This window comes from Streptomyces sp. NPDC043738 (assembly GCF_056436545.1).
In genome coordinates, this window is sequence record NZ_JBWKCJ010000018.1 from 146467 (window position 1) to 171705 (window position 25239).

Below are 25239 nucleotides of genomic sequence, written 5' to 3' on the forward strand. Positions count from 1 at the left end.
ATCGACGGCCGGCCGGCGGTGGATCGGCCCGGCTTCTCGGCGTCTCGGCCGCGGCCTCCGGATCTCAGCTGTAGTACTCCATGCCGTATTTCGCGCCGATCGCGTTGAGGCGGTCGAGATCGGGGTGGCCGCCCTTCATGACGACCGGCCCGGCCTCGAACATGTCCTCCACGAACTCCTCCCAGCCGCCCGGCGACGAGATCTGCAGGCAGCGGGCGGGTGGCTGGGAGGCGTTGCGCATGGCGTGCGGGACGCCGTGGGGGAGCAGGGCGCACATGCCCGCGGTCAGGCGGTGGGTGGCGCCGTCGAAGTCGACCTCCATCTCGCCTTCGAGGACGTAGACGAACTCATCGGCGTGGTGGTGGACATGCGGCGGAATGTCGACGTCGAGCTGGTTCTCCAGGATGGCGAGTCGGCCCTCGGTGTCGCGCGTACGGGCCTTGACGCCGAATCCGGGTGGCAGGGGCACGCGGCCCGGGCGTCGCTCGCCGGGCTGCAGGACGAAGAATCGCTCCTCGGGCATGGTGATCGCCGGTCCTCTCCTGGGCGGTCCATAGACGTAAAGCGGAATCGGAATCCGATTCCGTTTGAGGAGCGTAGCAGTAGCATCGGCGATGTGGCAGCCTCCTCGACCTCCCCCACCCCGCAGCGCAGGCCGCGCGCCGACGCCGAGCGCAACCGCACCCGTGTGCTGGACGCCGCGCGGGAGGTGTTCCGCGCGCGTGGCGACGAGGCGCAGATGCCCGAGGTGGCCCGGGCGGCGGGGGTGGGCGTGGGGACGGTCTACCGGCACTTCCCCAGCAGGGCGGCCCTGATCGCCGCTGTGGGGGAGCAACGCCAGGCGGAGATCGTGGAGTTCGGGCGCACCCGCTGCCTGCCCAGCGCCGCGGCCGCCGACGGGCTGGCCGCCTATGTCGAGCACATCGGGGAGGTCCTGGACGCCGAGCGGGGGCTGTCCGCGTCGATCGAGGCGGCGTTCGGTTCCACCGAGCCGACCGGGGAGGGCCGCACGCAGGCCGAGACGGTCGCCGGCCAACTGCTCGCCCGCGCCAAGGACGAGGGCACGGTGCGCGCGGACGTCGAGGTGGGCGACGTGGTGATGATCGTGTGCGGACTGGCGGCGGTGATCCGTCACGGCGCCGGTGACTGGCGCCGCTACGTCCGCAACGCGTGCGCGGGGCTACGGCCCCAGGGCGCGCCCGGTGGAGCGGGGGCGCCCCGGGCCTGAGGCCGGGCCGGGCGGGCTACCCGTTCGAGACCCCCAGCCGCCACAGCGAGGTGACCTCGGCCGCACGGGCCTCATGGAGCGGGTCGGAGGTGTCGCGGGCGCGCGGGTGGCGCGGGGTGATGTCGAGCCGGCCCAGGACCGTCAGGCCGGCCTTGGCGAAGGCGTCGAGGAGGTCGGCGCGCGGGCGCAGGCCGAGGTGTTCGGCCAGGTCGGAGAGGATCAGCCAGCCCTCGCCGTCCGGGGTCAGATGGTCGGCGAGGCCGTTGAGGAATCCGTGCAGCATCGCGTTGCCCGGGTCGTACACCGCGCGCTCCACCGGGGAGGTCGGTTTCGCGGGCACCCACGGGGGATTGCAGACGACCAGCGGGGCACGGCCGGCCGGGAACAGGTCCGCCTCGACCACCTCCACCTGCCCGGCGACACCCAGGCGTTCGGTGTTCTCCCGGGCGCAGGCCAGCGCGCGCGGGTCCTGGTCGGTGGCCACCACGGTGCGCACGCCGCGCCGGGCGAGCAGCGCGGCCAGCACGCCGGTGCCGGTGCCGATGTCGAACGCCAGGTCCTGCGAGGGCAGCGGTGCCTCGGCGACCAGATCGACGTACTCACCGCGGGCCGGCGAGAAGACGCCGTAGTGCGGATGGATGCGGTCGCCGCCGAGCGCCGGGATCTGCACGCCCTTCCTGCGCCATTCGTTGGCGCCGATCAGCGCGAGGAGTTCACGCAGCGACACCAGCGAGGCGGCCGGGGCCGGGCCCTCGGCGTCGGCGGTCTCCGCAGGAGCGGGCTCTGCGGGGCCGTATGCCCTGGTGCAGGCCTCGCGGACATCGGGGGCGCGGTGCAGCGGGACGGCGTGCGTGGCGTCGAGCGGGATCAGCAGCATGCCCAGGATGCGGGCGCGTTGGTTCTGCGCGGCGCGGTGCAGATGGAACGCCTGGGTGGCATCGGCGGGCGGCGCCTTGCGCGGGCGGCGGTCGATGCGGCGGGCCATCGCCGTCAGCAGCTGGCGGGCGTTGTGGAAGTCGCCCCGCCACAGCAGCGCGGTCCCCTCACAGGCGAGTTTGTAGGCGTCGTCGGCCCGCGTCCGGTCGTCCGCGATGACGATCCGCCGGGGTGGCGGGGAGCCGTTCTCGGAACGCCAACGGGCGGAGCGGGGCCGGTCGGCCTCGGTCCATTCGACGACCGGTGGTGGGTTCACCGAAGTGTGCCTCGCGTGTGTGGTTCGGCCCGTCCCGTGGGAGTGCCGCTGAAGCGCGGCGTCCGGCACGCTCCCGGGGAGGGCGCGGTGCGCTCGCGGGTGGCGGCGGGCGGGTGGTGTGACGCCCGACTTTACTCCGTGTTCGTCATCGGGCCTGGTCGCGCCGGTGTGGGGCACCGGCGACGGAGGCCGGCGGCGCAGGCCGGGATCAGTCGATACCGAAGGCCTCCGCATAGCGCACCGTGCCGCGCGGGGGTACGGAGCCGTCCAGGGAGAGCGCCATGAAGGCCTCGTCCGGCCAGGGCTGCGGGGGCAGGATGCCGAAGCGGTCGACGGCGGGCACGAACCCGAAGCGCGGGTAGTACGGCGGGTGGCCCAGCACGATCGCGGTGCGTTCGCCGGCGGCCCGCGCGGCCTCCAGCAGGGCGCGGATCACCGCACTGCCCGCACCGCTCTTCTGGTATCCGGGCAGCACCGCGCACGGGGCGAGTGCGACGGCCGGGACCTCGTCGACATGGCAGCGGGTCAGCAGGGCGTGGGCGGCCGGGGTGCCGTCGGGCGCGTCGGCGACGTACGAGAGCCCCGGCAGCCAGGCGGCGGGGTCGTGGCGCAGGGCGTCGACGAGATCCGCCTCCGCGGCCGTGTCGAAGGCGGCGAGATTGATCCGGCGGACGGACGGTATGTCCTCGGCGGTCTCGGGGCGGGGAAGCCAGGGGCGCACCGCGGCGGGCGCGGGGGCCGTCGTCACCTCGCCGGTGCCGGGCGTGCCGCCGGGGCCCTGCGGGCCGTCGGAGCGCTTCGTGCCGTCGATGTCGTTCGTACCGCTCATGTCGTCATGGTCGCAGCCGGGTCCGACATCCGGCCACGGCATTTTCCGCACCGCTCCGCGTCCGCGCGTGCCGCGGTACGTCAGTGCGCGGTACGCCTCTCCGGCCGCCGCATCAGGAACGCCGCGGCCGACCCGGCGGCGAAGAGGGCGACGACGGAGAGCGCGGTGCTCACCCAGGACGCGCCGAGCCAGTGGCCGCCGAAGTAGCCGAGGCTCACGCTGTACCCGGCCCAGGCGAGGCCGGCCAGTGCGGACCAGGGGAGGAACTCGCGGACCGTACGGTGCGCGACGCCGGCGCCCAGGCTGACCACGGACCGCCCGGCGGGTGCGAAGCGGGCCAGGACGACGATGCCGCCCCCGCCCCGCGTAAGCGCCGTGCCGAGGCGCTTGTGCGCCGCCGTCAGACGGCGCGAGCGGCCGATGGCCCGGTCGAAGCGGTCGCCGCCGCGCCAGGCGAGCCGGTAGGCCACCATGTCGCCCAGTACCGAGGCGCCGGCCGCGCACAGCACCAGGGAGAGCATCTCGGCCAGGTGGGCTCCGCCGTGGACGGACGAGGCGACATCGACGGCGTCGGCCGCGGTCCCGGTGCCGGCGGCCGTGGTGGCCGCGGCGATCACCAGGACTCCGCTGGGCAGGATCGGGACGAACACGTCGAGGACGATCGAGAGGCTGACGATCACGTACACCCAGGGGGTGCCGCTGAGCGACCCCAGGCTTTCCACCAACGTGCTTCTCCCGCTCCGGACCCCGCCGCGACGTCGCTCGGTGCGGCAGGGGCGGCTCTAGCGCCATACAGCGTACGCCTGGCCCTTCCACCGGGCGGTGCGGGGTGGCGGTGCCGGCCGCCGAGAAGACGGCACGGCCCGTACGGCGCGGGTGCCGTACGGGCCGTGCGGGACACGCCGGGATCAGGCGGCGGAAGGCTCCCGCTGCGTGCTCGGGGCCGCCTCCTCCTCGCGCGCACCGAAGAAGACGCGGTCCAGCGCCCAGGAGCCGGGGCCGGTGAAGACGATCAGCAGGAAGGCCCAGGCGTAGATCGCGGCGGACTCGCCGCCGTTCTGGATCGGCAGCAGCGCGCCGGCCTGGTGGACGGAGAAGTACGCGAACGCCATCGAGCCGGAGCTGACGAGCGCCGCGGCGCGGGTGCCGAGGCCCAGCATCACGAGGACGCCGCCGGCCAGCTGTATGACGGCGGCGTACCAGCCCGGCCAGGAGCCGGTGGGCACGGTGCCGCCCTGCCCCATCGCGCCGCCGAGAACGCCGAAGAGCGAGGACGCGCCGTGGCAGGCGAAGAGCAGCCCGATGACGACGCGGAAGAGTGCGAGGGCGTGCGGTGCCGTTCTCTGGGTGAACGAGTTCAACGGTGCGGACATGTGGGGACTCCTACGGTTTCTGGGGACGAAGGGAACCGTGGAGGCAAAGGTTAGGGAACCCTAAAGGTACTTGCAAGTTCAAGCTTTGCTCAAATGGGACCTTTGGATCGAAGCGACCGCCTCCGCGGCGACCGCCTCAGAAGCCGCCGCGCCCGGGCCCGCGGGGCAGGCCCCGACCGCCGTCCGCAGCGCCGCCCGCGCCACCGCGTCCGTATCGGCCAAGGTCACGGAGCCCACTCCCGGGCGGGCCCCCGCCGCCGTCACCCAGTGCACGCCCTCCGTCGGCACCCCGATCGCGAACCGCCGCGGATGGCACCGTCCATCGGCCTCGACGAGGTGGTACGGGCTCGGCGACACATCGAGCCCACCGGTCTCGTAGCCGTCCGCGGTGTGCGGCCGGCAGCCGCCGTCGGCCAGCAGCCGGACCAGCAGCTCATCGGCCGTACGCCGCAGATCCGGCTCCGGCAGCCGCGCCTCGATCAGTGCCGCCGCCGTCACCTCCGACCCCGGGACGTCCGGGGAGTACGCCGTGAAACCGGGCCCGTGGCCGTCCGCGGCGCCGGGCCGGACCACCATCCGGGGGCCGACCACCTCCAGCACCCCGGCCTCGATCAGCGCCGCCGTCTCCGCTATCCGGTGCCGCGGCGGCCCGATGGACAAGAAGGCGTTGAGCGGGGTGTACCAGCGGTCCAGGTGGTCGCGGCGGGACGCGCCGGCCAGCCCGCCGTGGTCGACGATCTGCCGCAGCTCGTTGCGCAGATCCCGCAGCACGTCGAGGGCCGCCTTGACCGGCCCGGACACATTGTCCAGCCGGGCGTGTGCGACGTCCGCGCGCAGATGGTCCAGCAGCCACTCCCGGAAGGCGGCGCGGCCGGCGAACGACCGTCCCGCGTGCGGCCGGGAGACCCGTTCCCAGTCCCAGCGTTCGGCGGGCGCGATACCGAAGGCGTCCAGCGCCGCGGCCTCCTCGGGGCTGCGGTGGGCGCTCCCCAGGAAGCGCTCCCGGAAGCGGTCGCGGAACGAGTCGTCCAACGGGTCGGCCGCTTCCCGCCGCATCAGCAGCGCCTCGTAGTAGACCGACTCCACTTCCTTGGCCACCAGGGGCCAGACCTCCGCCAGGAAGTCGGGCAGATCGCCGGACCCGGCGCGCTCGCGGAAGGCGGCGATCACGTCCGCGGTGAGCAGCAGCGGCAGATGACGGCCGTGCGCACCCTTCGCGTTGTCACCGCGCGCGTGGTAGGGAATGCCGCGCCGGGAGCCCGCGTACAGCCTGGGTTCGCGCCCGGACGGCAGATACCTCAGCGCGCCGTCCGCGCCGGGCGCGAACCGGCCGCCGCGCGCCGTCGTCAGCAGCGCCATGTGGTCGAAGAAGTTGAGCCCGAGGCCGCGCAGCAGCACCGGGTGGCCCGGTGCCAGCGCCGCCAGCTCGGTGGTGAGGTCGGCGGGGTTGGCCGGCGGCAGATAGCGCAGGCCGTGCCCGGCGGCGTAGTCGGCGAGGTGCCGCTGCTCGGGGGCCGGGGCGGTCGGCAGATGGCCCTGGGCGAGCACCACCGCCCCCAGGCCGGTCAGCTCCCGGCCGTCGTCGAGGGCGAGCGACTGCGTGCCGTCGGCGGCCTCGGTCAGCCGTACCGCGCGGGCGGTGTGCGGCACGACGGTCACCCCGTCGGGGGCGGTGCGCACCGTGTGCCGGAACACCCACTCCAGATAGCGGCCGTACAGGGCGCGCCCCGGATAGTCGTCGGGGCCGACCTCGCACCCCTCCCAGGCGTACAGGCTCGGCCCCGTGCGTATCGGGCCCGCGCACTCGACGCTCTCGTCGGTGAACAGCGTCACCTGCGACGCCACGGTGTTCATCAGCAGCTCGGGCGGCTGGGCGGTGCGCCACACCTGGCCGGCACCGGGCGGGGCGGGGTCGATCACATGGACGGTCAGGCGGGCACCCGGGGCCAGTTCGGCGGCCGAGGCGCAGATCCGTTCCAGCACGCTCGTTCCGCGCGGCCCCGCGCCGACGACGGCGATGGCGGGGCGGTGGCGGTCGGCGATGCGGTCGGCGGCCAAGTGGGGCTCTCCCTGGGGCGGGGCGGGCGGCCGGCGCGGGGGCGCGGCCGTCCGGAAGTTCGGGCGACGAGCAGAGGTGTGCACCATCATCACCGCCCGACCCACCGGTGCAGCACCCGGATGGGCGGAGAATTCGGCCACATCCGCGGACCGGACGGCGGCCGGCTGACGGCCGCTCAGCGGGCTGCGGATGCGGGACCGCCCGGATCATCCATCATTCGGGCGATCGGTCTCGGGGACGGACTCGCTCACCTCGCCGTTTTCCCCGCCGAGGCGGGCATCGGCCGCCACCTCACGCCACACCGTGACCAGCCGGACGTTTCCGCTCCGCTTCTCCCGGCGGGCCTGATCCAGCGCGATCCGCGCCGTACGGCCCGCCAGAGTCAGCGTCATCAGCTGGTTGCCGAACCAAGGGCCGCCCGTACGCCGCCACTTCACCGGCGGCCGCCCGAGCCGGCCGTGCCGGGCCACCAGCTTCCCCAGCCACCGGCCGGCCCGGCTCCAGCCGAACCGGAAGCCGGCCTGCAGCGAGCCGGGGATGCTGTTGTGGACGGGGGAGCAGGTCAGCTGCAGCACCTGGCTCGTGGGCCGCCGCGCGGCCTCGCGCCAGTGCGGCTCCGCCACGTACGCGTGGTGCACGTCCCCGGACAGCACACAGACCGTTGCCGGGGCGTTCGCGCCGGAGCCCGCCTCGGCGATCAGATCGGTGAGTGCGGCGAACGAACCGGGGAACGCCGCCCAGTGCTCCAGATCGGCCCGCTGGCGCAGGAACTCGCTGCCCCGGGCCCAGCGGGGCCCGCGTTCGCCGGCGCACAGCGCGGCGTTCCAGCCCTCCGCGGCATGGATGAGATGGGGCAGCAGCCAGGGCAGCGAACTGCCCAGCAGCAGGTGGTCGTAGCCGTCGCGCCCGTCCAGCACGGCCTGGCGCAGCCATTCGCCCTCGGCCTTGTCGAGCATCGCGCGGCTGCCCTCGTCCAGGACGCGGGTGGCGCGGGTGTCGATCATGACCAGGCGCACCCGGCCGAAGTCGCGGCGGTAGCTCCAGCGGGCGCCCGCCGGATCGGCGTCCGCGCCGGCCGCGAACTCCCGGACCAGGTCCGTGCCGTCGTCCGCCGCCCGCACCTGGGCGTACAGCTCGTCGGCGGCCAGTTCGGCGGGCGGGAGATTGCCCAGATGCTGGTACACCCAGTACGACATCAGGCCGCCCAGGATGCGCTCGTGCCACCAGGAGGTCGCCCGCATCCGGCTCAGCCACGCGGCGGAGGTGTTCCAGTCGTCGATCACATCGTGGTCGTCGAAGATCATGCAGCTGGGGACGGTGGACAGCAGCCAGCGGACCTCCGGGGCGAGCCAGGACTCGTAATAGAGGTGGGTGTACTCCTCGTAGTCGGCGACCTGTTTCCACGGCGGCCGGCTGATGTCGCGGTGCTCGGCCAGCTTCCGTGCGGTCGCCTCGGAGGTCTGGTCGGCGTAGACCTGGTCGCCCAACAGCAGCAGCACGTCCGGGCGTTCGCGGGCGGGATCGGCGGCCAGAGTGGCGGCGAGGGTGTCGAGCGCGTCCGGGCCGACCGGGTCGTGAGCGGCCTTCGCGGGAGTCGCGGACCAGCGGCAGGAGCCGAAGGCGATGCTCAGCGGGGCCCGCCCGGAGGCCGTGAGGGTACGGATCGTGCTCTGTGGGAACCGGCCGTCGGGCAGCGGCCAGACCTGCTGCTCGTCCAGCAGGACCTGGTAGGGCGTCTCGCTGCCGGGCGTCAGGCCGGTCACTGGGACCAGCGCGTAGTGGTGGCCGGCCACCTGCCAGGTGTGCTGCGCACCGGACGCCCCGCTGTCGCAGCGGATGCGCACCACGCACGGCCGGTCGGTCTCCACCCACACCGTCGCGCTGTCCGCGTCGACGTAGCGCAGCAGCGGCCCCAAGCGCAGTCCGGCCATCGGTGCCCTCCCGTTGTCGTGGCTCAGAGGATAAGAGCACAACAGGGGCGGCGGTCCACCGGTACGACGGCGGGCCCGCGGACCGGCGGAATCCGGCCTGCGGGCGCGCCAGGGCCTGCCCGGCGAACGCCGCGGGGCACGCGGCAGTCCGGTGGCAGGCCCTGGGTGATCGCCCTAGCTGGGGCGGCGGCTGCTCAGCAGCCGTCCAGGATCTTCTTCAGCGCGGCCTTCTCGGCGGAGTCCGCGGTCATGCCGTACTCGTGCTTGACCCACACCCACATCCGGGCGTACTCGCAGTGGTACGAGGCCTTCGGCGGCAGCCACTTCGCCGGGTCCTTGTCGCCCTTCTCCTGGTTGACGTTGTCGGTGACGGCGATCAGCTGGGAGTGGGTCAGATCGTTGGCGAGCTCCTGGCGGCGCTCGGTGGTCCACTGCGCGGCGCCCGACTTCCAGGCCTCCGACAGCGGGACGACGTGGTCGATGTCGAGGTCGGCCGCCTGGGTCCAGGTCGCGCCGTCGTAGGCCGAGACCCACTTGCCGCTCACCGCCGCGCAGCCGCCGTCCTGCTGTACGTCCGTGCCGTCACGCTTGAGCACCACCTCGCGGGTGTTGCAGTTGTTCCCCTGGTCGATCCAGTGCGGGAACTTGTCGCGGCTGTAGCCGTCCTGCGGGCCCTCGGCCTGCTCCTTGATCTGGCTGAGGTACGTCCGAGCGGTGGCCGCGTCCGGCGGGCTGGGCGGCGCGGCCTGGGCGGACTGGCAGCTCAGCGCCAGCGTGCAGACCAGAGCCGCGGCCGAACCCGCCGCTATGGTGACGCGACGCGCGTAGACCTTTGCCATCGAAACTCCCTTGAAGTGGGGGGAAGTTGCCGTGCGGTGCGGGCCCATGGTGGCGATGTGGGGTTTCCACGGGGTGGGCACCAGGTAACAGAGTGACGACATGCCCACGTCAGTTCAAGGGTTGACAGGGCGCCAGAAGTGCTCTCCGGCACTCCGGTTGGCCTGCTCCCGGGCGATGCGATCCCCCCGCCGTCCTACAGTGAGCGCGTGCTGATGCCGGTCAACGTCACGCTCGGGGTGGTACTCGCCGTCCTGCTGGTCGCCGCGGTGGCCGTCGCCGCGCTGGCGCACCTCGGCCACGCCCGGGCCATCGCCGCCGCCGGGCTGCGCGCGGCCGCCCAACTCGCCGGGGTCTCCGCTCTCATCGGTGTCGTGGTGCGGGCCCTCCCGTGGCTGCTGTGCTTCCTGGCGCTGATGTTCGCGGTAGCGGTACGGACCGCCGGCCGCCGGATCACCCGGAACCGCACCTGGTGGTGGGCCGCCGCGCCGATCGCCACCGGGGTCGCACCGGTGGTCGGTCTGCTGCTGGCGACCGGCCTGGTACCGCCGCGCGGCCTCACTCTCATCCCCGTCACCGGCATCCTCATCGGCGGTGCGCTGACCGCCACCGTCCTGGGCGGGCGGCGGGCGCTGGACGAGCTGGAGACGCGGCGCGGGGAGTTCGAGGCCGGGCTCGCCCTCGGGCTGCTGGACCGGGACGCGCGGATGGAGGTCGCCCGGCCGGCCGCGTCGGACGCGCTGCTGCCGGGGCTCGACCAGACCCGGACCGTGGGATTGGTCACGCTCCCGGGGGCCTTCGTCGGCATGCTGCTGGGTGGCGCCTCCCCCGTCCAGGCAGGAGCGGTACAGCTGTTCGTGCTGATCGCCCTGCTGGCGGTGCAGGCGGCGGCGTGCGCGGTGGTGCTGGAGCTGGTCGCGCGCGGACGCCTGCACCGCGTACCCTTGTCGGCAGCAGAAGGGGAGTAGCTCTCTGCCGGACCGTCGACATACTGCTCGCCCGTCGCCCGACGACGAGGTGGGCCGGCGCCCGGAGCGCGGTACGCATGCGTACGGCGCCAGCGAGACCTTCGGCCGCAGTGTTCGACGCTGCCGTGCCGAAGCGACCCCTCTCCCGGGCCCTCTGGCGCGGCCCGACCGATCGAGGTATCCCACCCCGTGTTCAGTTTCACCATCGCCGCCGTCGTCTTCGGCGTGATCTTCCTCGCCGAGCTGCCCGACAAGACCGCACTGGCCGGCCTGATGCTCGGCACCCGCTACCGCGCCTCGTACGTCTTCGTCGGGGTCGCGGCCGCCTTCCTCGTCCATGTCGCACTCGCGATCGCCGCGGGCAGCGTGCTGACGCTGCTCCCGCACCGTGTGGTCCAGGGCGTGGTCGGAGTGCTCTTCCTGGCGGGCGCCGCCGTGCTGCTGTTCAAGAAGGACGACGGCGAGGAGGAGGTGAAGAAGCCCGCCGACCAGAGCTTCTGGAAGGTCGCCGGGGCGGGCTTCACCATGATCCTGGTCGCCGAGTTCGGCGATCTGACCCAGATCATGACCGCCAACCTCGCGGCCCGTTACGACGACCCCGTCTCGGTCGGCGTCGGCGCCGTACTCGCCCTGTGGGCGGTGGCCGGACTGGGCATCCTGGGCGGCCGCACCCTCATGAAGCACGTCCCGCTCAAGCTCATCACCAAGATCGCGGCGGCCGTGATGGCGCTGCTGGCGGGGTTCAGCCTGTACGAGGCGATCGCCGGGTGAGGTGAGGGGGCGCCTCCCTGGGGAGGGGCCTCTTCTCCGGGGAGGGGTCTCCTTCTCTGGGGAGAGGTGTCTCCCTGGGGACGGGGACATTTTCCCCCGCCGCCCACCCCCCTTCGGGGGGTGGGCGGGTGGAGAGGAGAGGTCTGGAGGGGCCTGGAGAGGCCTGGAAGGACGAGGAAAGGCGAGGAAAGGCGAGGAGCGACGAGGAAAGACGAGGTCCCGGCGCTCAGCCCCCGATGCTCCCGGTGCCCCCGATGTGTACCGCGATCACGCCGTCCGGCCTCGCCTCGACCCGGACCTGTGTGAGGTCGGGCACCTGCACCGTGGGGGCGAACGCGGCCGCGCGCTCGCCGATGCCGATCACCCGCATGCCGGCCGCCCGGCCGGCCTCGATACCGGCCTCGGAGTCCTCGAAGACCAGGCAGTCCTCGGGGGCGAAGCCCAGCTCCGCGGCGCCCTTGAGGAATCCCTCCGGGTCGGGCTTGCTGGCGCTCACGCTCTCCGCCGTGATCCGCACGGCGGGCATGGGCAGCCCGGCCGCGCCCATCCGGGCGTCGGAGAGGGGTATGTCGGCGGAGGTGACCAGGGCGTGCGGGAGCCCGGCCAGGGCGGCCATGAAGGCGGGGGCGCCGGGGACCGGCACCACGCCGTCCGTGTCGGACGTCTCCTGGGCCAGCATCCGGCGGTTGTCCGCGAGGTTGAGCTCCATGGGGCGGTCCGGCAGCAGTGCCGCCATCGTGGCCCAGCCCTGCCTGCCGTGGACGACCTTGAGGACCTCGTCCGCGTCCAGCCCCTGCTCGGCCGCCCACCGGCGCCAGCAGCGCTCGACGACGGCCTCGGAGTTCACGATCGTGCTGTCCATGTCCAGCAGGAGGGCGCGGGCGGTGAGCGTGGTGGGTGCCGTCATCGGCGGGCTCCTGTGCGCTACGGGCGAACGGACGGTACGGGCCGTACGGACGAGAAGGGCAGACAAGAAGGACAAGTGGCTCCACCCGCTGGTCAGGGAGTGCGGGCGGAGCCACTTTGTTCTCCTACGATACAAAACGTTTCCAGGTGCCGACAACCGTCCCTGGTCGAAGACCGGTCAGGGCTGGTCAGGGCCGGTCGGAGCCCGGTCGGCCCGGCTCGGTTCCCGGTGCTGGTCCGAGGTGGCTGCCGGTGCCGGGGCGGGTTCGCGGGGCTCCGCCCGGTCTACGGTTCCCCGGTGCGCGACTCCAGGGACGCGCGGGTCCGCGGGCCGTAGACGCCGTCCGGATCACCCGTCACCTGGTAGGTCCGCTGAAAGCGCGACACGGCCTCGCGTACCTCCGCGTCGTACCGGCCGTCCTCCGCCCCCGAGTAGAGGGCCAGCTGCCGCAGCCGCCCTTGGAGCTCCGTAACTTCCGGGCCGCTGGACCCCTCGCGCAGCACGATCGGCCCGGTGGGCGCCGTGCTGGGGGCTTGGCCGTCGGGGGACTCCGTGACGCTGCCGGAGGCCCGGGTGGGGGCGGGTGGCGGCGGTGTCGCGGTCCGGTGGCGCTGCGCGGTGGTCTCCGGGCCGCCGGCGCCGGTCGCACTCGTCGAGGGGGAGGCGGGTGCGGAGGGCGAGGAGGGGGTGTCGCTTGGCGCACGGGTGGCTTCGTTGCCGGTGGGGAGGGCGGCGGTGGCGGAGGCCGGGCCGCCGTCGGGGGGTGCCGCCCGGTCCTGGGTGCCGCCGGACAGCGCGTCGGAGCCGATCAGGACGGCGGTGGCGGCCACTGCCGCGCCGGCGGCCACGAGTACGGCCGGCAGGGCGCGCCTGCGGCGGGACGAGGCAGGGGCGGGGCGCCCGGAGACGCGGGCCGCCGGCTCCTCTGGGGCCGAGCCGACCGTCCGGGACGTCGGGCCGGGGCGGTGGCCCGCCCGGGGTATCAGGGGCTCGGAGAAGAGGCCGGCCGCGGACGCCGGATCACGGGCGGCGGGAGGCCTGAGGGGGCCCTTGGCCGTGTGTACGGCCGCGTCCTCGCCGGGTAAGCCGTCCAGGTGGTCACCCCGGCCGCCCCAAGGGGCGCCGGCCCGGTACTCGTCGCCCCCGTCGCCCCCGCCGTCGCCCTCGGCCCCGTCCCCGTCTTCGTCGGGCAGTGACACGTACGGCCGTACGCGCAGCGGATCAAAGTCCTCCGCATCGACCGCCGCGCACAGACAGGTCGGCCGGCCGTCGCTGCGGACCGGGGCGAAGCAGTGCGGGCACGTCGGTAATGCCGTCACGGGTGGTCCCCTCCCTGGAGGCCTCGAACCGGCAGCGATTATCCAGACGCCGCACCCGCCCGCGCAGGCGCTCGCGGACATCCGTCCGGCATGCCCCAGGTGTTCACCACCCAGGCCCCGGGTGTCCACGGCCGCACACGGCACCGCGCGATCGCGGAGGGCGATCACCGCTCGGCGGGCCATATCCGGCGGAACCACCCAGGATGGAATAAGCCCGACGGCGGCCCGCGACGGGCGCGGTCGCCGTGGCCCGGACAGGCGCGGTCGCGGTGGTCCGCAACGGCCGTGGTCGGCCCGCGGCGCCGACCACGGCCGCCCGGCACCGCGCCCCGTACTTCCCGGTGCCGCACTGGACACCCCGGAACAGGAGGAGACGCCCCATGGCGCAGGACACCAGCGCTCCTGCCGTCCCCGGCGAGAGCCGGTCCCAGCGAACGATCCTCGTCGCGATCGGCGCGCTGTTGCTCGGCATGCTCATCGCGGCGCTCGACCAGACCATCGTCGCCACCGCGCTGCCCACGATCGTCAGCGACCTCGGTGGCCTGAACCACCTCTCCTGGGTGGTCACCGCCTACCTGTTGGCCTCGACGGCCGCGACGCCCCTGTGGGGCAAGCTCGGTGACCAGTACGGCCGCAAGAAGCTGTTCCAGACCGCCATCGTGATCTTCCTGATCGGCTCGGTGCTCTGCGGTATCGCCCAGAACATGGGCGAGCTGATCGCCTTCCGAGCCGTCCAGGGGCTGGGCGGCGGCGGTCTGATCGTGCTGTCGATGGCGATCGTCGGGGACATCGTGCCGCCCCGCGAACGCGGCAAGTACCAGGGCCTGTTCGGAGCGGTCTTCGGCGGTACCAGCGTCCTCGGGCCGTTGCTCGGCGGGCTGTTCGTGGACCACCTCAGCTGGCGCTGGGTGTTCTACATCAACGTCCCCGTCGGCATCGTCGCGCTCGCCGTCATCGCCGCCGTGCTGCACATCCCGCGCCACCGCACCCCGCACCGGATCGACTACCTGGGCACCGCCGTGATCGCCGCGGTCGCCGCCTGCTTCGTCCTGATGACCTCGCTCGGCGGCGTCACCTACCCCTGGCGCTCCTGGCAGATCATCGGCTTCGGCGTCCTCGGGGCCGTCCTGCTGGGGGCGTTCGTCCTCATCGAGCGCAGGGCTGCCGAACCCGTGATTCCGCTGCGGCTGTTCCGGCTCCGCACGTTCACGCTCACCGCCGTCATCGGCTTCGTCATCGGCTTCGCGATGTTCGGATCGATGACGTACCTGCCGACGTTCCTGCAGGTCGTACACGGTGTTTCACCGACCATGTCCGGTGTGCACATGCTGCCGATGGTGTTCGGCATGCTGCTGGCCTCCACCGGCTCCGGGCAGATCGTCAGCCGCACCGGCCACTACAAGGTCTTCCCGATCGCCGGCACCGGCGTCGTGGCGGTCGGCCTGCTGCTACTGCACCGGCTCGACCCGGCCAGCAGCGACGCCGAGATGAGCGCCTGCTTCTTCGTCTTCGGCTTCGGGCTCGGCCTGGTCATGCAGGTGCTGGTGCTCATCGTGCAGAACGCCGTCCCCTACCAGGACCTGGGCGTCGCCACCTCCGGCGCCACGTTCTTCCGCTCCATCGGCGCCTCGTTCGGAGTCTCCATATTCGGCACGATCTTCGCCAACAACCTGGGGCCGCGGATCGCCGACGCCCTCGCCGGGCAGCAACTGCCGCCCGGCATAGACCCGTCGACCATCGCCGAGGACCCCCGGACCGTCGCCCGGTTGCCGGCCGGCCAGGCGGCCGGCGTCCTCGACGCCTACTCCGTCTCGATCACCGACGTCTTCCTCTACGCGGTCCCGGTCGTCCTGGTGGCGTTCGCCCTGGCCTGGTTCCTCCGGGAGGAGCCGCTGCGCAGCAGCGTGACCGCCCCCGACACCAGCGAGGTGCTCTCCTCCAACCCCGTCGAGCGGTCCTCCCGCGACGAGTGCGCCCGCGCACTGTCCAAACTCGGCAGCATGGAGGGCCGCAAGGACATCTACGAGAAGATCACCGCACGCGCCGGCCTGGACCTCAAACCGGCCGCCAGCTGGCTGCTCCTGCGCATCCTCCGCTACGGATCGGTGGAACCGGGGCTGCTGGCCGAGCGCAGTACCGTCCCGCTCGGGGTGATCACCGAGAGCGTCCGCCAGGTCGAGGAGCGCGGACTCGCCGCGCGCGAAGGGCTGTTGCTGCTGCTCACCGACAGCGGGCGGGACGTCGCCGACCGGCTCTCGGCGGCCCGTCAGCAGTCGCTCGCCCAGATGCTCGGCGACTGGTGGACCAAGGACCGGCCGACCGACCTCACCGAACTCGTCCAGGAGCTGACGGCGGAGCTGTGCGGCTCGGACGCGGAGGAGCCGCGCGACGGCGACGCCCGCGAGCCGGTGCCGCGTACGCCGCCCCAAACGCCGCGGCCACCACGGCCGCCGGACCTCGCGAAATGATCCGGCCCGGCGGGCCGGCCGGCAGTCGACGGCTGGGGCGCCCTTCGCGCGACGGGCCCTACTCCGCCGACGGCTCCCCGCCCAGCCGCTTCTCGAAGAAGATCTCCGCGTAGACGTCGTCGTGGTACGGCGGGATCTCGGTGAAGCCGTGCCGCCGGTAGAGCGCGATGGCCTCGACCAGATCCAGCCGGGTGTCCAGCCGGATCCGCTCGGCGCCCAGCCGTGCCGCGGCCGTCTCGGCGGCCCCGAGCAGCCCGCCCGCGCCGCCCAGGCCGCGTAGCGCGGGCCGTACGTACATCTGCTTGAGCTCGGCGGTGCGCGCGTCCAGCAGCCGCACTCCGGCGCAGCCCACCACCGCCTCGCCGCGGCGGGCCACCAGCAGTACGCCGTGGGGCGGCATCAGATCGGCGCTGGGGTACTCCGCCAGCCCCTCGGCGATCTCCTCCGGCGTCGAGCGGCGGCCCTCGTGCAGCTCGAAGTAGCGGTCCGCCACCTCCGTGTAGTACTCGCGCAGCAGCGCCGTGGCAGCCGGCGAGTCGCTCGGCTCGGCGGCGACGGCCAAGGGGAGACGGAGGGCGGTGGCGTCACTCATGGCGCCATTCTCGCGGTCGGTACGGCCCGGCACGCAACGGAATTGCGGGGCGCCGGGCCGCTCGGCGCCCTCAGAGCCGCCACCTGGTGCGCGGCCCTCATCGGGCGCTCCGTCGCGAGGGTAGGAAAGCTGGGGGTGCCTCAAGGGCCGAGGGCGCTGAGGGTGTATGCGCGCTTGGTGGTGCGTCAGATACCGCGTTCGATCATGTCGATGACGTGCTGGCCGGCGTCATGGACCTGGGTGGCGTGGAGGCCGCGGAGGGGGCCGTCGATGACGAGGGCGGCGAGGCCGTGAACGGCCGACCAGGCGAGGAACTCGGCACCGGGGCGGCGGTCTTCGGGCAGGAGACCAGCCTCCACCAGGCCGTCGAGGGCGGCGCCGAGCAGCTCGAAGGGGGTCTTGCCGGTGGCGCCTGCGGAGGTGTCGGCGGCGGCGTGGGTCATGTCGCCGGGGACGTGGAAGGCCGTGCGGAACAGGCCGGGTTCTTCCTGGGCGAAGCGCAGGTAGCCGGTGCCGACGGCGCGGAAGCGGGCACGGGCGCCGGCTGCCGCGTCCGTGGTCGGAGGCAGGGCGGCCTGCTCGGCCTCCATGGTGCGGGCGAGGTGGGCCATGGCTGCCTGGGAGACGGCGTGGAGCAGTGCGTTGCGGTCGGTGAAGTGCCGGTAGGCGGCGTTGGGGGCGACTCCGGCCTGCCGGGTGGTGGCGCGTAGCACGACGGCTTCCGGCCCGCCCTGGCCGGCGAGTTCCAGGCCGGCTTCGATCAGTGCGTTGCGGAGGTCGCCGTGGCGGTAGGTGTCCCGCTTCGGCTTGTCGTTCTCGGCTGCTGTCATGGCCGCCCCTCCAATGTGGACAGCATCCACTTAGGTCGTCTAGGCTTCTGTGTGATCGCTCGGAGGCGCGGATCGCCGCACCCTTCGAATGTGGACATCGTACACAAGGGGTGGCCGTCGACCGCCCGGACGCTCTTTCATCAGGGGGTTCCGCTTCTCATGGGCAAGATCACGCATTTTGTGCACCAGTCGCTGGACGGTTTCATCGAAGGCCCGAACGGCGAGTTCGACTGGCCCCGTATGGACGCCGAACTGTCCGCCTACTCGCACGCCCTCACCGGCAGCGCCGACGTCTTCCTGTACGGCCGCGCGGTGTGGGACATGATGTCCGGCTACTGGCCCCGCGCCGAGGAGTTCTCCACCCACGAGCACGACCTCGCGTTCGCGCCCGTCTGGCGCAAGGCGCCGAAGGTGGTCGTCTCCTCGACGCTGACCGAGGCCGACTGGAACACCCGCGTCATCAACACCGACGTCATCGAGGAGCTCACCGCCCTCAAGGACGGCGGCGCCCATCTGCTGCTGTTCGGCGGCTCCACGCTGGCCGGCTTCCTCACCGAACACCGGCTGATCGACGAATACCAGATCTTCGTCCACCCCGTCGTGCTCGGCGGCGGCAAGCCCGTCTTCACCACCGGGCAGCAGCGCTTCGACCTGACCCTGACCGAGACCAGGACCTTCGACTCCCAGGTCGTTCTCCTCCGTCACCAACGGACCGACTAGCCGTCTGGTCCAAGCCCGCCCCGAAGGGCGGGCGACGACCGATGAGTTTCTCCGTGATCGGCAGTCCGAGATCACGGTGGGTGCACTGCAGCAGCGAGCGTGATCGAAGCGTGCACCGACTGAACCTTCTGGCCCTCTGGCACGAGATACCGAGGAACCTCAAGATGCGTACTCTGATCAGCACCGCCTTCATCTCGCTCGACGGCGTCGTGGAGGCACCGGGCGGCGAGCCCGGATACCGGAACTCCGGATGGACCTTCAAGGACGTCGAGTTCCTCCCCGAAGCGTTCGACATCAAGGGCCGGGAGCAGAAGGAAGCCACGGCGATGTTGCTGGGCCGCACCAGCTACGAGGCGTTCAGCCCGGTGTGGCCGGACATGGCGGACTTCGCCGACTACAAGCTCATGCCGAAGTACGTCGTCTCCACCACGCTCACCGAGGACGACCTGGTGTCCAACTGGGGCGAGACCACGATCCTGCGCTCGCTCGACGAGGTCGCCGCATTGAAGGAGACCGAGGGCGGCCCGATCATCGTCCACGGCAGCGCCACCCTGAACCAGGCCCTTTCGGACGCCGGCCTGATCGACCGCTACCACCTCCTGGTCTTCCCGCTCCTGCTCGGCGCGGGCAAGCGCCTGTTCAGCGCCACGGACAAGGACGCCCAGAAGCTGAAGCTGGTCGAGCACGAGGTCTACGCCAACGGCCTGCAGAAGAACGTCTTCGACGTCCTCGGCTGACAAGGCTCCCGCCCCCGCCCCACCGCCGCGTCCCCGAAGTATGCCCCCGACAACACACCGACAGAAGGACAGAACCCCGACATGACCACTGCAGCGAAAGGCCCGGCCAGCTACTTCCCCTCCATCGAGAAGAAGTACGGCCGCCCGATCACGGAATGGAAGGACCTCATCCGCTCCTCACCCCTGACCAGGCACATGGAGCTCGTCAGCTGGCTGAAGACCGAACACGGCCTGGGCCACGGCCACGCCAACGCCCTGGTCGCCCACACCCTCGCCGAGGGCACTGGTGGATAGCACGCAGAGTTGCGCCCCGACCTGGGCAGGCCGGGGCGCGGTCGGAGCAGGCTAGGCGGGCTTGGGCGCCGCCTGCTGCACGACCTCGAACGACCACACGGTGGAACCGCTGGCGGCAGGCTTGGGCCGGTCGCTGCCGCCCTGGTGCGCGGCCTTCATGGGTCCCTCCATCCAGGCCTGGAACGACTCCTCGTCACGCCACCGCGTGTACACCAGGTAGTCGTCGGTGCCTTCGACCGGGCGGAGGAGCTCGAACCACTCGAAGCCGTCCGAGCTCTCGACCGCGTGCGCGCGCGACGCGAAGCGCTTCTCCAGGACCTCACGCTGCTCGGCGGGGACGGTCAGAACGTTGATCTTTACCACGCTGGGCACAGGACACCTCTCACCACGTGGACGCCGGACCGGCGCCCTCATCTCGATCATGTGCCTGCAGTTTCCTACATCGGACGGTCAAAGCGCCGTGAGGACGACTCCCGGCGCCCCGCCTGGCCGGCTCCTCCGCCGGCCGTCACCCGTACGTGGACGAGGAAAAGATCCCCCTCGAAGCCGTCGACGTGGCTGCGCGCCGACGTGCGCGGAGTGCGATCGCCAGTGCCGAGCCCACCGCTGCCACCAGCAGCAACAGCACGCCGAGGACCGTCAGGATCCAGGCCGGGACACCGCCCACCCTCAGCAGCGCTTCGGTGTATCTGACCCGTTGGAACGGGGTGTCGTGGTCCGCGCGGCGGAGTTCGTGGTCACCGGTGATGCGTTGCGGTCGCGGGAAGCTCTGGTCGATGGCGGTCAGGAAGGTGCCACCGCTGTCGCCGAGGTCGCGCACCGCACCCTCGGGCTCGATCCGGCCCGCGTAGAAGACCTCGGGCCGCGCCCCGCCGATCGTGCTGCGCGGCTCCATCCGGTGTGGTGCGAGGACGTACAGGCCCAGCGACTGCGGTGTCTTGGCGAGTCGGGAGAGCCGCATGGGGTAGACGAGACGGTCGCTGGCGAAGGACAGGTGCAGCGGATCGAGGGTGCCGGTCAACGGGCGGTGCCGTTCTGCGGGGGCCAGGCGGATCGCCACGTACTCCCAGCGCTGTGTCACATACGGGCGGAGTTCGGTCGCCAGGGACGCGGGGAGACGGAAGCCCTGGGAATTCAGCCAGTTGCGCAGCGCGCCGGGGTCGGTGGCGGTCAGCCGGGCGACGTCGAAGGGGCCCAGGCGCTCGCGGCCGACCACCCCGACTCCCGGGCCGCGCGCACCCGGTGGCGGAGCGGCGGCGCCGTCCACGGTCTGGAACGGCCAGTCGCCGCCGCGCGGCCAGAAGTAGTGGCGCTGCCGGACGGCCGGCTCGGTCAGCGCGGAGAGCTGGTCGAACAGCTCCGGGTCGCCCAGCTTGACCGTGGCCCGGTGCGGTACCGGCATGATCCACGCGGCGTCCGGCGCGCTGCCGTTCACCGTCAGGCTCATCACGATCTGCTCGGTCCTGCCGTCCCAGCGCACCGCCGAGGTCTCGCGGTCCACGGCCATGGTGGTCTTGGGATCGTGCACCATGGCACCGCACCCGCAGGCGTACGCGGGCCTGGCCAGCGACACCAGCTGTACGGCCAGCAGCACCAGCACCACCAGCAACACCCGCCGCCTACCGGTCCGCGCCATGGCGGCTGCGCCCGTCACCACGCCCATCGTCGTCCCCCGTTCGCCGCACGCCGATCACTCGATCGGCGGCAGCGACACAGACGGCGAGGACGGTAGGACTGGTTCCCCTTTCCGGGGGCGGCGGTCCGCCCGTTCGGGGATCAGGCCGCCGAGCCCGCCGTGGCCGGCCGGCCGTTCGCCGCACGCACGGCCCGGGCCTCGGCCTCGGTCTCCACGGCCGGCGGGGAGCCGGGCAGCGGCTTGCGGGCGCTCTCCGACATCAGCAGCACGGCGATGCCGCCGATCACGGCCGCCGCCATCATGTAGTAGGCGGGCATCATCTTGTTGCCGGTCGCGCCGATCAGGGCGGTGACCACCAGCGGCGTCGTACCGCCGAAGAGCGACACGGAGACGTTGAAGCCGATCGACAGCGAGCCGTAGCGCACCCTGGTCGGGAACAGCGCGGGAAGGGTGGCCGGCATCGTCGAGGTGAAGGCGACCAGCAGCAGTCCGAGCGCCCCCATGCCCAGCGCGATGGCGAGCAGCGACCCCTGGCGGATCAGCAGCAGGGCCGGCACGGACAGCACCAGGAAGCCCAGGCAGCCCGCGGCGATGACCGGCCGGCGGCCGAAGCGGTCGGAGAGCCGGCCCGCGAACGGCTGGACGCCCATCATCAGCACCATCACCGCGAGCACGACCAGCAGCCCGTGCGTCTCGTCGTACTTCAGCTCCGAGGTCAGATAGCTCGGCATGTACGACAGCAGCATGTAGTCGGTGACGTTGAAGACCAGGACCAGTCCGACGCACAGCAGCATCGCCCGCCACTGACCGAAGATCATCTCGCGGATGCCGATCCGCTTCTCGGCGTCGCGGCGCGCCTTCTCCTTCGTCCGCGCCTCCTTCTCCAACTGGGCGAAGGCCGGGGTCTCTTCGAGCCGCATCCGCAGATAGAGGCCGATGATGCCCATCGGTCCGGCGATCAGGAACGGGATGCGCCAGCCCCAGGAGTGCAGGTCCTCGGTGGACAGCAGCGCGGTCATCAGGGTGACCAGGCCGGCACCGCCGACGTATCCGGCGAGCGTGCCGAACTCCAGCCAGCTGCCGAGGAATCCGCGCTTCTTGTCGGGCGCGTACTCGGCGATGAAGGTGGAGGCGCCCCCGTACTCACCGCCGGTGGAGAAGCCCTGTACCAGGCGGGCGACGAGGAGCAGGATGGGCGCGCCCACCCCGATGGAGGCGTACGACGGGATCAGGCCGATGGCGAAGGTGCCCACCGCCATCATGATCATGGTGATGGCGAGGACCTTCTGCCGGCCGATCCGGTCGCCGAGCGGCCCGAAGACCATGCCGCCGATGGGACGCACCAGGAACGCCGCCGCGAAGGCGCCGAACGTCGACAGCAGCTGCGCGGTCGGACTCCCGGACGGGAAGAAGACATGTCCCAGAGTGACCGCGATATAGCTGTAGACGCCGAAGTCGAACCACTCCATCGCGTTGCCGAGCGCCGCCGCCGAGACCGCACGCTTGACCATCGCGGGATCGACGACGGTCACCTCGCCCGGGACCTGCTTGTGCAGATCCGCTCTCCTCTCCGGCTGCGGATCGGATGCGGCGCCGGCATGACTGCCGACGGGGTTGCGGGGGCCGGGTGCGACGGGGGACTGCGTCGGCACGTGTTCGCTCGCCTGCGCTCTCTTGGACGACTACATGACATCGCCCGCCGTGGAACAGCGGGACGGAGCCCGCCATGGAGCGACGGGCAAAGTTCGACCATAGGGGCAGACATGTTCATTACGGACAGTGTGCGGATGACCGCACAGTCGCCCGTATACCCGCTCCTTGCAGGGGAAACTCCCTTTCGATGAGCAATTCGCGGGACGTGGGTCTGTGATCCATCTCGCGGCGATCGGCTGCAACCATTGCCGCGTGGTGACCTGCCTCACGCGAGGGCGAGGTGGCTGCAGAGAGGCGATGCGACCGCACAGAGGCGATGCGACCGCACAGAGGGCGAGGCGACCGCGCAGGGCGCGGTGCGGCTGCAAAGGGAAGAGCCCGGACCGTGCGAAACGGCGCGGCGATACGAGGTACCGCCGCGCCGGAGTGGATCGTCGCGTTCCCTCAAGGATCAGCCATGCCGGCCTGTCGCGCCACTCGGGCGGCACCGGTGTTGCGGTGCCACGCCGTTCGGCGCCGCGTCCGCGGCAGGCCGCGACATCCCCGCTGTGGCCCCGTCACGGCATCCAGGCGACGTACGACATGACCTCCCCCGAGGTGATCTGGAAGTCGGGGAGGTCCTTGGTGAAGGTGACCTCCAGGCCCAGCAGCCCGCCGTTGCGAGGGTCGAGGATCACCATCTGGCGGGTCGCGTTCGAGGCGCCGTCGGGACCGTCGTAGACATACGCCTGTCCGCGCCGGCCGAGCCGGTCGGTGACCGCGCCCGCCGGACGCAGCCCGCCCGCGTCGGCCAGCATCCGGACGATGGCGGCGGTCTCCCGGGGCCCCGGTGTCCACTCCTGGCGGAACGAGTCGAGCGCCAGCAGTAGTTGGGGCGTGGTGCCGGCGCCTCCCCCACGCTCGACTCCGCTCGCGCGGGAGGGGCCCCCGGCTCCGCCGTAGAGCGACGCCAGATGTGCGCGCAGCGCCACGGGGTCCGTCGGCGGCCTCGTACGGGCGGCCGGCCCGCTGTGCCGCGCGGCCGAGCCCGCCGGATAGGTCCTGCGGTGCAGGACCTTGCCGTCGCTGACGGTCCGCCAGTGGCCGTCGTCGTCGTGGATCACCGGGCGGCCGGGGTGCCGCGGGTCGGTGGCCACGACCAGTTCCGAGCCGCTGCCGTCGGCGTTCCAGCGGGTGATGCGCTCCTCGGGAACGGTAACGGGAGGCGCGGCATCCGGGCCGGCCTCCATGCTCATATACCAGGTCTGCAGATGGCTGCCGCGGCGCGGGCCGTCCGCGGCGCCGGCCGTCCGGGCGTTGGCCTCGGCCCTGCGGGCGAGTGCGTCCAGCGAGACGGGCGGGGCGCTGGAGTGCGGCACGAGCGCCGCGGGCGCGGCGGCCGCGGGGCTGCTGCCGACGTCGGAGAAGGTGAAGGCCAGGATGGCGAAGAGGGCGAGCGCCGCGGCCTCGGCCCGCAGGACCAGGCGGCGCCCGGCCCGCCTGGTGCGCCTGGTGTGCAGCAGACGGTTCAGGTCGCGTTCGGCGCGGGCGTGCAGCGGTCGGTCCCGCCAGGGGCCTTCGCCGGCCGGTACCGGATTGGCCGCGCGCAGCAGGCCCAGTTCGTCACTCATTGCCGTCGCCTCCTGCTCGTGCGGACACGGTCGTCCGCGTACGGTCGATCTCGGCACGCAGGCGGCGGCGCGCCCGGTGCAGCCGCATGGCCGCCGCGCCCTGGCCGCAGCCGAGGGTCACCGCCAGCTCCTCGATGGTCAGTTCCTCCCAGGTCGTCAGCCGGAGCACCTCCTGGTCGCCGGGGGAGAGGCGGGCCAGTGCCTCGTGCACCCAGGAGCCGGGCCGCTCCGCGTCCGGACTGTCCACGGTCTGCCGCTGGTGTGCCGCCTCGTGGTTGCCGAGCCGGTGCAGCAGCCGCCGGTAGCGGCTCAGGCCCCGCACCGTATTTGCCAGGCAGTTGCGGGCCACCCCGTACAGCCAGGGCAGCGGGGCGTCCGGCAGCTCGGAGCGGCGTCTCCAGGCTATGGAGAAGACCTCCGCCACCACTTCCTCGACGTCGTGGGCCTGCCCGTCCAGCCGCCGCGCCACAAAGCGGCTGACCGCCCAGTAGTACGCGCGGTAGGCCTCGGCGAAGGCGTCGTCCGTACTCATGAACCCTTGGTGTCCGGCATGCCCCCGATCTTCACACCCGCCCCGGGTGAGACTTCACACCCCGTCGAAACGGCCCCGCGCGCCCGTAGGCGGTGAGGTTCGCGTCGGCTCCGGACACCTACGGGGCATGAAGTCCCCCAAGCTCCCCGTGAAGTGGTTGACGACCACCGACCACAAGACGATCGGCACGCTCTATCTGGTCACCGCCTTCGCGTTCTTCTGCGTCGGCGGGCTGCTGGCCCTGGTGATGCGTGCCGAGCTGGCCCGGCCCGGCCATCAGATCCTGTCGAACGAGCAGTTCAACCAGGCGTTCACCATGCATGGCACGATCATGCTGCTGATGTTCGCCACCCCGCTGTTCGCCGGCTTCGCGAACTGGATCATGCCGCTGCAGATCGGCGCGCCCGATGTGGCCTTTCCCCGGCTGAACATGCTCGCGTACTGGCTCTATCTCTTCGGCTCGTTGATCGCGGTCGGCGGCTTCCTGACTCCGCAAGGGGCCGCGGACTTCGGCTGGTTCGCCTATGCGCCGCTCTCCGACGCGGTGTATTCCCCCGGGATCGGTGCCGATATGTGGATCATGGGTCTGGCCTTCTCCGGCTTCGGCACGATCCTCGGTTCGGTCAACTTCATCACGACGATCATCTGCATGCGGGCACCCGGCATGACGATGTTCCGGATGCCGATCTTCACCTGGAACGTGCTGCTGACCGGTGTGCTGGTCCTGCTGGCCTTCCCGGTGCTGGCGGCGGC

The 25239-nt window shown here is 72.3% G+C and carries 25 protein-coding genes; 8 read left to right on the forward strand and 17 right to left on the reverse strand.

Annotation, left to right across the window (positions count from 1 at the left end):
- Nucleotides 1–64: 64 nt before the first annotated feature.
- Nucleotides 65–523 (reverse strand): cupin domain-containing protein, encoded by a 459-nt coding sequence (locus AC0680_RS23555; protein WP_478631973.1) that lies wholly within the window; start codon nucleotides 521–523, stop codon nucleotides 65–67.
- Nucleotides 524–616: 93 nt separating this feature from the next.
- On the opposite strand from AC0680_RS23555, the gene AC0680_RS23560 reads away from it, so the two are divergent.
- Nucleotides 617–1228, forward strand: a complete 612-nt coding sequence (locus tag AC0680_RS23560) for a TetR/AcrR family transcriptional regulator (RefSeq protein ID WP_478631975.1) — start codon at nucleotides 617–619, stop codon at nucleotides 1226–1228.
- Between the two features lie 16 nt (nucleotides 1229–1244).
- Here the strand turns inward: AC0680_RS23560 and AC0680_RS23565 are convergent, their stop codons facing one another.
- The 7 genes from AC0680_RS23565 to AC0680_RS23595 all read right to left on the reverse strand — a co-directional run bounded on the left by AC0680_RS23565 (nucleotide 1245) and on the right by AC0680_RS23595 (nucleotide 9451).
- Nucleotides 1245–2420 (reverse strand): methyltransferase, encoded by a 1176-nt coding sequence (locus tag AC0680_RS23565; RefSeq protein ID WP_478631978.1) that lies wholly within the window; start codon nucleotides 2418–2420, stop codon nucleotides 1245–1247.
- A gap of 208 nt (nucleotides 2421–2628) precedes the next feature.
- The gene (locus AC0680_RS23570) at nucleotides 2629–3249 is read right to left on the reverse strand and encodes a GNAT family N-acetyltransferase (protein WP_478631981.1); all 621 of its coding nucleotides are present in this window, start codon (nucleotides 3247–3249) and stop codon (nucleotides 2629–2631) included.
- 80 nt (nucleotides 3250–3329) lie between these two features.
- A complete protein-coding gene (locus tag AC0680_RS23575) occupies nucleotides 3330–3974 on the reverse strand; it encodes a DedA family protein (RefSeq protein ID WP_478631983.1) in 645 nt (214 codons plus the stop codon).
- A gap of 183 nt (nucleotides 3975–4157) precedes the next feature.
- The gene (locus AC0680_RS23580) at nucleotides 4158–4622 is read right to left on the reverse strand and encodes a DoxX family protein (RefSeq protein WP_478631986.1); all 465 of its coding nucleotides are present in this window, start codon (nucleotides 4620–4622) and stop codon (nucleotides 4158–4160) included.
- Nucleotides 4623–4700: 78 nt separating this feature from the next.
- Nucleotides 4701–6680 (reverse strand): FAD/NAD(P)-binding protein, encoded by a 1980-nt coding sequence (locus tag AC0680_RS23585; RefSeq protein WP_478631988.1) that lies wholly within the window; start codon nucleotides 6678–6680, stop codon nucleotides 4701–4703.
- 207 nt (nucleotides 6681–6887) lie between these two features.
- On the reverse strand, nucleotides 6888–8612 hold the full coding sequence (locus AC0680_RS23590; RefSeq protein WP_478631991.1) for an alkaline phosphatase D family protein: 1725 nt from the start codon (nucleotides 8610–8612) through the stop codon (nucleotides 6888–6890).
- Nucleotides 8613–8806: 194 nt separating this feature from the next.
- Nucleotides 8807–9451 (reverse strand): HNH endonuclease family protein, encoded by a 645-nt coding sequence (locus AC0680_RS23595; RefSeq protein ID WP_478631994.1) that lies wholly within the window; start codon nucleotides 9449–9451, stop codon nucleotides 8807–8809.
- A gap of 207 nt (nucleotides 9452–9658) precedes the next feature.
- Between AC0680_RS23595 and AC0680_RS23600 the strand changes: the two genes are divergently transcribed.
- Together AC0680_RS23600 and AC0680_RS23605 are read left to right on the forward strand one after the other, a co-directional pair.
- Nucleotides 9659–10417: an ABC transporter permease gene (locus tag AC0680_RS23600; protein WP_478631996.1), complete on the forward strand. Its 759-nt coding sequence runs from the start codon at nucleotides 9659–9661 to the stop codon at nucleotides 10415–10417.
- 189 nt (nucleotides 10418–10606) lie between these two features.
- Entirely contained in the window at nucleotides 10607–11188 is a 582-nt protein-coding gene (locus tag AC0680_RS23605; RefSeq protein WP_478631998.1) for a TMEM165/GDT1 family protein, read from the forward strand.
- A 226-nt stretch (nucleotides 11189–11414) separates the two neighbouring features.
- On the opposite strand, the gene AC0680_RS23610 is transcribed toward AC0680_RS23605, so the two are convergent.
- Together AC0680_RS23610 and AC0680_RS23615 are read right to left on the reverse strand one after the other, a co-directional pair.
- Nucleotides 11415–12095, reverse strand: a complete 681-nt coding sequence (locus tag AC0680_RS23610) for an HAD-IA family hydrolase (RefSeq protein ID WP_478632001.1) — start codon at nucleotides 12093–12095, stop codon at nucleotides 11415–11417.
- A gap of 284 nt (nucleotides 12096–12379) precedes the next feature.
- Nucleotides 12380–13414, reverse strand: coding sequence for a peptidoglycan-binding domain-containing protein (locus AC0680_RS23615; protein ID WP_478632004.1), 1035 nt, complete (start codon nucleotides 13412–13414; stop codon nucleotides 12380–12382).
- Between the two features lie 380 nt (nucleotides 13415–13794).
- On the opposite strand from AC0680_RS23615, the gene AC0680_RS23620 reads away from it, so the two are divergent.
- Complete coding sequence (locus AC0680_RS23620) at nucleotides 13795–15882, forward strand: DHA2 family efflux MFS transporter permease subunit (RefSeq protein ID WP_478632006.1); 2088 nt, start codon at nucleotides 13795–13797, stop codon at nucleotides 15880–15882.
- Between the two features lie 58 nt (nucleotides 15883–15940).
- Here AC0680_RS23620 and AC0680_RS23625 read toward each other — a convergent pair whose 3' ends face one another.
- On the reverse strand, nucleotides 15941–16474 hold the full coding sequence (locus tag AC0680_RS23625; protein WP_478632009.1) for a GNAT family N-acetyltransferase: 534 nt from the start codon (nucleotides 16472–16474) through the stop codon (nucleotides 15941–15943).
- Nucleotides 16475–16659: 185 nt separating this feature from the next.
- On the reverse strand, nucleotides 16660–17304 hold the full coding sequence (locus tag AC0680_RS23630; protein WP_478632012.1) for a TetR/AcrR family transcriptional regulator: 645 nt from the start codon (nucleotides 17302–17304) through the stop codon (nucleotides 16660–16662).
- Nucleotides 17305–17463: 159 nt separating this feature from the next.
- Between AC0680_RS23630 and AC0680_RS23635 the strand changes: the two genes are divergently transcribed.
- From AC0680_RS23635 to AC0680_RS23645, 3 genes are all read left to right on the forward strand, one after another.
- Nucleotides 17464–18024, forward strand: a complete 561-nt coding sequence (locus AC0680_RS23635) for a dihydrofolate reductase family protein (protein WP_478632014.1) — start codon at nucleotides 17464–17466, stop codon at nucleotides 18022–18024.
- Between the two features lie 164 nt (nucleotides 18025–18188).
- A complete protein-coding gene (locus tag AC0680_RS23640; protein ID WP_478632017.1) occupies nucleotides 18189–18761 on the forward strand; it encodes a dihydrofolate reductase family protein in 573 nt (190 codons plus the stop codon).
- A gap of 81 nt (nucleotides 18762–18842) precedes the next feature.
- On the forward strand, nucleotides 18843–19055 hold the full coding sequence (locus AC0680_RS23645) for a DUF4287 domain-containing protein (protein ID WP_478632019.1): 213 nt from the start codon (nucleotides 18843–18845) through the stop codon (nucleotides 19053–19055).
- 51 nt (nucleotides 19056–19106) lie between these two features.
- Here AC0680_RS23645 and AC0680_RS23650 read toward each other — a convergent pair whose 3' ends face one another.
- From AC0680_RS23650 to AC0680_RS23670, 5 genes are all read right to left on the reverse strand, one after another.
- Nucleotides 19107–19427: an antibiotic biosynthesis monooxygenase family protein gene (locus AC0680_RS23650; protein WP_478632022.1), complete on the reverse strand. Its 321-nt coding sequence runs from the start codon at nucleotides 19425–19427 to the stop codon at nucleotides 19107–19109.
- Nucleotides 19428–19563: 136 nt separating this feature from the next.
- Entirely contained in the window at nucleotides 19564–20691 is a 1128-nt protein-coding gene (locus tag AC0680_RS23655; protein ID WP_478632043.1) for a DUF2330 domain-containing protein, read from the reverse strand.
- A 140-nt stretch (nucleotides 20692–20831) separates the two neighbouring features.
- A complete protein-coding gene (gene proP / locus AC0680_RS23660; RefSeq protein WP_478632045.1) occupies nucleotides 20832–22247 on the reverse strand; it encodes a glycine betaine/L-proline transporter ProP in 1416 nt (471 codons plus the stop codon).
- A 654-nt stretch (nucleotides 22248–22901) separates the two neighbouring features.
- Nucleotides 22902–23954 (reverse strand): CU044_5270 family protein, encoded by a 1053-nt coding sequence (locus tag AC0680_RS23665; RefSeq protein WP_478632024.1) that lies wholly within the window; start codon nucleotides 23952–23954, stop codon nucleotides 22902–22904.
- Nucleotides 23947–24486: an RNA polymerase sigma factor gene (locus AC0680_RS23670; RefSeq protein ID WP_478632026.1), complete on the reverse strand. Its 540-nt coding sequence runs from the start codon at nucleotides 24484–24486 to the stop codon at nucleotides 23947–23949. The genes AC0680_RS23665 and AC0680_RS23670 overlap by 8 nt, the downstream gene beginning before the upstream one ends.
- Nucleotides 24487–24613: 127 nt before the next feature.
- On the opposite strand from AC0680_RS23670, the gene AC0680_RS23675 reads away from it, so the two are divergent.
- Nucleotides 24614–25239: cytochrome c oxidase subunit I (locus AC0680_RS23675; protein ID WP_478632028.1), on the forward strand; the 626-nt coding region annotated here is incomplete at its 3' end.